Source organism: Vibrio sp. PSi01, from assembly GCF_054960695.1.
The window spans coordinates 1-6157 of sequence record NZ_JBHNYN010000036.1; the positions used below are offsets into that span (position 1 = coordinate 1).

Annotated in this window: 5 protein-coding genes and 4 tRNA genes; 6 read left to right on the forward strand and 3 right to left on the reverse strand. The window is 42.1% G+C overall.

Annotation, left to right across the window (positions count from 1 at the left end; genetic code table 11):
- Positions 1 to 577: 577 nt before the first annotated feature.
- Entirely contained in the window at positions 578 to 1918 is a 1341-nt protein-coding gene (gene pssA / locus ACFI6G_RS21990) for a CDP-diacylglycerol--serine O-phosphatidyltransferase (RefSeq protein ID WP_010435586.1), read from the reverse strand.
- A 91-nt stretch (positions 1919 to 2009) separates the two neighbouring features.
- Entirely contained in the window at positions 2010 to 2441 is a 432-nt protein-coding gene (locus ACFI6G_RS21995; protein WP_010435583.1) for a GNAT family N-acetyltransferase, read from the reverse strand.
- Between the two features lie 66 nt (positions 2442 to 2507).
- Here ACFI6G_RS21995 and murB point away from each other — a divergent pair, with 66 nt between their 5' ends.
- Both murB and birA read left to right on the forward strand, forming a co-directional pair.
- Complete coding sequence (gene murB, locus ACFI6G_RS22000; protein WP_010435581.1) at positions 2508 to 3554, forward strand: UDP-N-acetylmuramate dehydrogenase; 1047 nt, start codon at positions 2508 to 2510, stop codon at positions 3552 to 3554.
- A complete protein-coding gene (birA, locus tag ACFI6G_RS22005; RefSeq protein ID WP_016788811.1) occupies positions 3551 to 4516 on the forward strand; it encodes a bifunctional biotin--[acetyl-CoA-carboxylase] ligase/biotin operon repressor BirA in 966 nt (321 codons plus the stop codon). The genes murB and birA overlap by 4 nt, the downstream gene beginning before the upstream one ends.
- 7 nt (positions 4517 to 4523) lie before the next feature.
- Here the strand turns inward: birA and coaA are convergent, their stop codons facing one another.
- On the reverse strand, positions 4524 to 5447 hold the full coding sequence (coaA, locus tag ACFI6G_RS22010) for a type I pantothenate kinase (protein WP_029189146.1): 924 nt from the start codon (positions 5445 to 5447) through the stop codon (positions 4524 to 4526).
- 210 nt (positions 5448 to 5657) lie between these two features.
- Between coaA and ACFI6G_RS22015 the strand changes: the two genes are divergently transcribed.
- The 4 genes from ACFI6G_RS22015 (at position 5658) to ACFI6G_RS22030 (ending at position 6064) form a co-directional block, all read left to right on the forward strand.
- A tRNA-Thr gene (locus ACFI6G_RS22015) sits at positions 5658 to 5733 on the forward strand.
- 43 nt (positions 5734 to 5776) lie between these two features.
- Positions 5777 to 5861 (forward strand) — tRNA-Tyr (locus ACFI6G_RS22020).
- Between the two features lie 39 nt (positions 5862 to 5900).
- A tRNA-Gly gene (locus ACFI6G_RS22025) sits at positions 5901 to 5975 on the forward strand.
- A 13-nt stretch (positions 5976 to 5988) separates the two neighbouring features.
- Positions 5989 to 6064, forward strand: a tRNA-Thr gene (locus ACFI6G_RS22030).
- Positions 6065 to 6157 lie beyond the last annotated feature (93 nt).

Here is a 6157-nt window from a genome sequence, read left to right on the forward strand (position 1 = left end):
AGTGTTTTGCTTTTAGATTGTGTGAGTGCGGTAAAGGCATCGAGCCCCTGCACTTAACGCTATGCCAGCACATATTAGAAAGCCTAGTCTGACGACTAGGCTTTCGTCGTTTTAAGCGTATGTGTTTTGGAATTTGGCTACAGATCCTTATCACTAGCTCTGGTACTTCACTCGATATCGGGACGTGCTGCTTGGGAATATAGGTGGTTACTTCTAACTCTGGTCGTTAAGCTAAAATAGAACAGAACATCAAATTGGGCTTATCTTATTGCTTTATTATGTGAGATTTCCTATCGCTCACGCACTTTGCTGTAGGGAATGACGACCATTATTGCTTTTAATACGTAGAGGGTAATTGTCGATTATGTTCGTATTGGTACTCGTTTAACTGTTCTCTATATCATACCGGATACAGGTATCCGGAACTCTTAGACTAACTAAGGAAAAGTTAGGGTACTTAGCACTTAGATCTACCACACTCACTGTGAATAAATAGAGATGTTGACTCGTTACCTCGTAGATACAAAAACGCCTAGCGTTTGCCAGGCGTTGATAAATAGTGTTTTTAATACATCTACTACAGTATTTGCTTAAGCACTCTATCGGCTTTCACGCGAGTGATCTTTCGAATCAATTTCTGAACTTCGACCGGGTAGGTATCGACTTTATCTAATTGTTTGTAAGTGCAGATAAGTTGCGTATGTTGAAGGATGTTATCAACTTCGGCTTGGAACTTATCCGTTAGGTGATGGTAGTTATCTTGGATAAAAATACCATTCTCTAGATCTAGTTTCCATGCGCGAGGGTTGAGATTATTCCCCGTTAATAGCATATAGCGCTTATCGACCCAAATACCCTTAAGGTGGAAGCTATTAGAGTCGTGTTTCCAAAGCCGAATTGATAAATTGCGACTGGCAATGTTGGCTTCATTGGCTTTAGCAAAACGACGTAAGTTCAATTCGTAAAGGTAAGGCAGCCCGCCAATGGTTTTAAACTCTTCTTCTGGTGAAATGAAGAAGTCGTTCGCGGTCTTATCACCAACAACAATGCTGACCTTTACACCACGCTTGAGCGCTTTCTTCACTTCCTTTGCTAAACTAGGTGGGAAGTTAAAGTAAGGAGTACAAATGAATATCTCATCTTTCGCTTGAGCAACCAGCTGATTAATTCCTTGATTCAGGCGATTACGTCTTTTACCTATACCGACCAGTGGCGTTATGGCAACTTGTTCAGGTGAAACTTCTTGTCCATCGAACTGATATTGAGATCTTGCTAATGACGAACGGAATTGGCGAATAGCTGGTTTGAGTTCTTTGGTAGCAGGCTTGTTCTTATCAGCTAAATCATAAACAGCACTATCTGCGATCATTTGTTCTTGTACATAAGTGAACATTGAATCAGCCAGTGTTGGGTTGTTTAAAACATGGTAGCGATCAAAGCGATAGCGGTCATGATAATTCAGATAAATATTATTAAGACTTGCACCGCTATAGATCACGTTATCGTCGACAATAAATCCTTTCAGATGTAAAACGCCAAAGACCTCTTTACCGCGAACAGGGATGCCATAGACAGGAACAGAGAGCTGATATTTTTCAGCGAATTCTTTGTACATTGCTGCATTGCCTTCAGAAGATTCTGCACCAATTAATCCGCGTTGTGCTCGATGCCAATCGACACAAACACTCACGTCCAAATCTGGGTTCTTTTGCTTTGCTTCATATAAGGCAGTTAGGATCTCACGGCCAGCCTCATCATCTTCAAGGTACAAAGCGACTAAACTAATACGAGTCGTTGCGCGAGATATCTCGTCAAGTAAACGAGTTCGAAACTCTTGCGCTGATAGTAGTACTTCAAACTTGTCAGGATTCTGCGCTATGGTTGGCAATTGTATGAATGGATTCCTACTGGCAATCATATTGACTGTTTTACCTTAAAAATATGCAAAATTGCGAACCTTTAATTTTACCAAAGGCATAGCATCAAATACTAGATAATCGAGGCATTCTCTAACAATTTTGCTGATAATGCATAGGAATGAGATCTTTTCCGCTATTCGAATATCGCTCGTATAAAACTCTCAAACCATTAGGTAGTTGTTTTGGGTCTATTTGTATGAATTGGTGTCGTGTATAAAAGTTTATGAGATGAGCGTATGTAAAGCAGTAGTCTTTTTCTGTGAGTGTATGTTGCTCACAGTACTCCATAAGCTGGGAGCCTAATTGCTTGCCTCTATGCTGTTTTGAGATAGCCATGCCGGTAAGCAAGCGGCTATCTTCTATCGTTCGAAAACGCACGACACCACAAAGCTCGTTATCCAGTAACAATGAATAAATCAGTTCACTCTTATTAGCTTTTCCTGTTGGGTAGTGTTCTTTATAGAAACGTTTAACGAGAGGAACCTTTACGGGGTCTAATTGGGTAATGATGACATTGTTCATTCTGTCACTGCGCCACTTGTTTATCTACGGTAGAATGGCTGCAGTGTAAGTTAATTGAATATCATCATGCAATTCCATCTCAATGCTAGTTTAAAAAATGTTCATACATTTTCCATCGATCAGACGTGTGATGCGTTGGTTGAAGTGACAACCATCGAAGAACTGATTTCTGTTTATAAAGACTCTAAATGGTCGGCCTTACCTAAGTTAATACTGGGAAAGGGCAGTAACATGCTTTTTACTGATCATTTCGCGGGCCTGATCATTGTGAATCAGTTGACGGGGATTACTTTGACCGAGATAGATAGCCATCACTTACTGCATGTTAACGGTGGTGAAGATTGGCCTAGCTTGGTTGAGTGGAGCGTTGGAAAGGGGCTTGGTGGCCTCGAAAATTTAGCAATGATACCGGGCTGTTCAGGTTCTGCACCTATTCAAAATATTGGTGCATATGGTGTTGAACTGCAAGACGTGTGCGAATATGTCGATACTCTTTGCCTGGATACTTATACAGTTAAACGATTAACCAAAGAGCAATGTCTCTTTGGTTATAGAGATTCTATTTTCAAACACGCTTTATACGGTAAAGCGATTGTTGTTGCGATCGGCTTAGCATTACCTAAAGAGTGGAAGCCGTGTAATCACTACGGTCCGTTAAAAAGCCTTCCTATAGAGACTCTTTCTCCTCGTACTATATTTGATGAAGTATGTGCCATTCGTTCGAGCAAGTTGCCAGACCCTGCTGTGCAAGGTAATGCCGGCAGCTTCTTCAAAAACCCAGTGATCACCAAAGATCATTTTGATCGATTGCTATTGCTGTACCCGAGCATTGTAGGTTATGAGAATAATAACATGATCAAAGTTGCTGCTGGATGGCTCATTGATCAATGTCAGTTCAAAGGTGTAATCGAAGGTGGTGCTCAAGTTCACCCAAACCAAGCGTTGGTTATTATCAACTATGACAAAGCCACTGCTTTGGATGTCATTAAGCTAGCTGAGCGAGTACGTCAATCTGTCTTAGATAAATTTGATATTCAATTGGAACATGAAGTCCGTTTTATGGGACGACAAGGTGAGACAAACTTAGATAAAGCATTGGAGATATTAGTATGAGAGAACACAGTACTAAGCTTGCCTTATTAAGATGCCTTGCTGATGGTGAGTTTCATTCTGGAGAATTCCTTGGTGAAATGATCGGAGTATCACGAGCTGCGATCAGTAAGCATATTAAAGGTATTCAAGAGTGGGGCTTGGATATTTATCGAGTGCAAGGGAAAGGTTATAAGCTAGCCAGCCGCTTAGAAATGCTTGACCAAGGGCGATTGTCTGCTGTTAGCCGTGATGCTTCCCTTGAACTGATTCCAATCATAGGTTCAACAAACCAGCATCTGTTAGAACGCACCAACGACCTCGAATCCGGTTCAGTCTGCATTGCTGAATATCAAGCAGCAGGTCGAGGACGTCGCGGGCGCGAGTGGGTGTCACCATTTGGCGCTAATCTGTACCTTTCGATGTACTGGCGACTTGATGCGGGTATGGCTGCTGCTATGGGATTAAGCCTCGTAGTTGGTGTTGCCGTTGTTGAAGCTTTGGAAGAGATGGGAGTCGAAGGCGTTAAGCTTAAATGGCCGAATGACCTTTACCATAATGACAAAAAGCTAGCAGGAATATTGGTAGAGTTGTCAGGGCAATCTGGTGGTGCTGCTCATATTGTAATTGGTTTGGGCCTTAACTTATCTATGGATCCGACAACATCAGGTATTGGCCAGCCATGGACCTCTCTCAAGGAGGTGTGTGATGGACAAGTACCGGATCGTAATCAACTTGCACAGGCTCTGATTAATGCCTGGGACAAGTCTCTTGTCGACTATGAACTAACAGGGATGTCGAATTTTGTCGAACGTTGGAATCGCTTAGATAATTTCTTAGGTCGCAATGTCAAATTGATTATTGGACCTAGAGAAATTGAAGGTGTCGTTCAGGGGATCGATGAACAAGGTGCCGTGTTACTCAAAACAGAGAACGGCATCGAGAGCTATATTGGTGGAGAGATATCGTTAAGAAAAGGAGACTAAGGCGTTACTATTTTCTAAGCAACACTTCTTCAACCATATGATCTGCGCCTTTACGTAGAATCAGATGTGCCCTTTCTCTTGTCGGAAGGATATTTTGTTCTAGGTTCAAGCCATTAATTGAGCTCCATATACCTTCCGCTTTATCGAATGCTGCTTGATTCGACAGACGGGTGTAATGACTAAAGTACGAACCGGGCTTGGTAAACGCGCCATCACGAAATTTCATGAAACGATTGATATACCACTCTTTGATCTGCTTGCTGTCCGCATCAACATAGAGTGAAAAATCAAGGAAATCAGATATGAAGACACGATGTGGTTCGTGTGGGTAGTTCATGCCACTTTGCAAAACGTTAAGTCCTTCAATGATAAGAACATCTGGTAGATCCACACACTTCACATCACCAGTAATATTATAAGTCAGGTGAGAGTAAACTGGCGCAGTGACATTTCTTTTACATGCTTTAACATCTGAAACAAAGTTGACTAAGCGCTTGATGTCGTAAGACTCAGGAAACCCTTTCTTACTCATCAACCCTTTCTCTTCTAACACCTCATTTGGGTACAAAAAGCCATCTGTGGTCACGAGTTCTACTTTGGGATGGTTTTCCCAGCGGGATAAGAGAGCTTTAAGCAGGCGTGCGGTTGTACTTTTACCTACAGCAACACTTCCAGCTATGCCAATAATAAAAGGTGGCGCTTTCTCTTTTTTATCTAGGAATTCATGAAGCACTGAATTTCTGTTTTGTCTTGCGGCAACATAGAGATTCAATAGACGAGATAACGGTAGATAAATCTCTACAGCTTCTTCCATTGTGAGTTTTTCATTGATGCCTTGAAGCTCTTTTAAGTCGCTTTCAGAAAGTGTCATCGGAACTAAATTCCTTAGCTCAGACCAACGTGCGCGGTCGAATGACATATATGGACTCATACTAAACTCTATAGTGGATGACAAAACAAGTGCATGGAAAATACATCATGCGCTAGATAAATAAAATATCTTCCTGTACTAGATGCGGGTTAAAGGCAGAAACCTTGAGCTAAATAGCTGTATATAGGAATTTGAGATGAGATTTTTCCATTTTTTTTCAATTTACTATTGCAAGGTGGAAAATCATTCAATAAAATGCGCCCCACTTGTGCCGACTTAGCTCAGTAGGTAGAGCAACTGACTTGTAATCAGTAGGTCACCAGTTCGATTCCGGTAGTCGGCACCACTTTCTCCCTTCCTATAAGGCAGCGAGAGAAAGCTCAAAATTTGGAGGGGTTCCCGAGTGGCCAAAGGGAGCAGACTGTAAATCTGCCGGCACTGCCTTCGATGGTTCGAATCCGTCTCCCTCCACCATATTCTAAAGGTTAAATAGCTCAAGCAGAGTTACGTGTTGCGTGCATCGTATAATGGCTATTACCTCAGCCTTCCAAGCTGATGATGCGGGTTCGATTCCCGCTGCACGCTCCAACTCATTTTGTGTGCTGATATAGCTCAGTCGGTAGAGCGCACCCTTGGTAAGGGTGAGGTCCCCAGTTCGACTCTGGGTATTAGCACCAGTCTAAAGCTTCTTCTCCTTTAATAAAAAACCATTTTTTTGGTTGCGTGGTCTTATGTTAAGCCACCTAATCCGTACCTAGAGGGACACCCCA